Genomic DNA, 1,277 nt, shown 5'->3' with positions numbered 1-1,277 from the left:
GCGCTGGTGGCCCGGTCCCGCGCCCAGGCCACCAGCGCCGGGTCGCCTCGGTCTGCACGGGCGCGTTCCTGCTCGGGGCCACGGGATTCCTCGACGAGCGGCGGGCGGTGACCCACTGGAAGCATTGCGGTGCCCTGGCCCGGCGCTATCCGCTGGCCCGGGTCGAGCCCGACCCGATCTTCGTGCAGGACGGCCCGGTCTGGACCTCCGCGGGCGTCACCGCGGGGATCGACCTGGCGCTGGCCCTGGTCGAGGCCGATCTCGGCCGCGACCTCGCCCTGGCGGTGGCGCGCCACCTCGTGATGTTCCTGAAGCGCCCCGGCGGGCAGGCGCAGTTCAGCGCGGCCTTGGCCCTGCAGGCCGGGGAGGACCGCTTCGCCGCCCTGCACGCCTTCATCGCCCAAAACCTGTCGGGGGATCTGTCGCTCCCGGCCCTGGCGGAGGCCGCCGGGATGAGCGAACGCAGCCTGAGCCGGCACTACCGGGAGGCGACCGGCCTCACCCCGGCCAGGGCCGTGGAGCGCCTGCGGATCGAGGCGGCCCGGCGGGCGCTCGCCGAGACCGCGCAACCGGTGAAGCGCATCGCCCGGACCTGCGGCTTCGGCTCCGAGGAGACCCTGCGGCGCAGCTTCCTGCGGCACGTGGCGGCGACGCCGCAGGCGTATCGGGCGCGGTTCGGGGGGTGAGGGGGGGGCACACCGGATCGCCGGACGGGAGGGCAGCCCAGATGGTCTCGCGCACGCCGTCGAGATCCTGGTGGATGTCGGCATTCAGGATGCGCAGCAGGGCGAAGCCGCAGGCTTCGATGATTTTCGTGCGTGCGGCATCGTAGACAAGCTCATGCCCGGTCGAATGCGTCGCGCCATCGACCTCCACCACGAGCCTCGCCTCGACACAGGCGAAATCCACGATGAAGCGGTCGATCGGATACTGGCGGCGGAACTTCCAGCCATTGAGCGCGCGGTTCCGCAGGACGCGCCAGAGCTTGGCCTCGGCGGCGGTCTGTGTCCGCCGGAGATGGCGTGCCCGGGAAATCGATCTGCTCACCGGGTCGTCTCAACGGCACGGCACCGAATCGACGGGATGATACCGGATCAGGACGAAGCGCGGGTCCCCTCTCCCGTGCGGGAGAGGGACAGGGTGAGGGATGCGACCTCTCCGGAAAGACCTGGCCCCTCACCCCAGCCCTCTCCCGCACGGGAGAGGGGGCGCGTCGCGACCTTCAAAAGCCAGTGCAGTTCCCTGGAACGGGCCACACCTCCCCGGCATCGCCCCCC

Annotated in this window: 1 protein-coding gene and 2 pseudogenes; 2 read left to right on the top strand and 1 reads right to left on the bottom strand. The window is 71.9% G+C overall.

Annotated elements, in window-relative coordinates:
• Positions 1–686, top strand: a 686-nt coding sequence (locus tag FV228_RS30060) for a helix-turn-helix domain-containing protein (protein WP_147857765.1), incomplete at its 5' end; no start/stop codon positions are given.
• A gap of 88 nt (positions 687–774) precedes the next feature.
• Here FV228_RS30060 and FV228_RS30055 read toward each other — a convergent pair.
• A pseudogene (locus FV228_RS30055) lies at positions 775–1,047 on the bottom strand (DUF559 domain-containing protein); the annotation flags it as partial.
• Here FV228_RS30055 and FV228_RS34595 point away from each other — a divergent pair.
• A pseudogene (locus FV228_RS34595) lies at positions 928–1,277 on the top strand (hypothetical protein); the annotation flags it as partial. The pseudogenes FV228_RS30055 and FV228_RS34595 sit on opposite strands and share 120 nt — an antisense overlap.

The sequence above is a fragment of the Methylobacterium sp. WL18 genome, from assembly GCF_008040015.1.
GTDB lineage: Bacteria > Pseudomonadota > Alphaproteobacteria > Rhizobiales > Beijerinckiaceae > Methylobacterium > Methylobacterium mesophilicum.
Note: the sequence above shows the minus strand (reverse complement) of the source record. Positions and strands in the feature narration are given on the sequence as shown.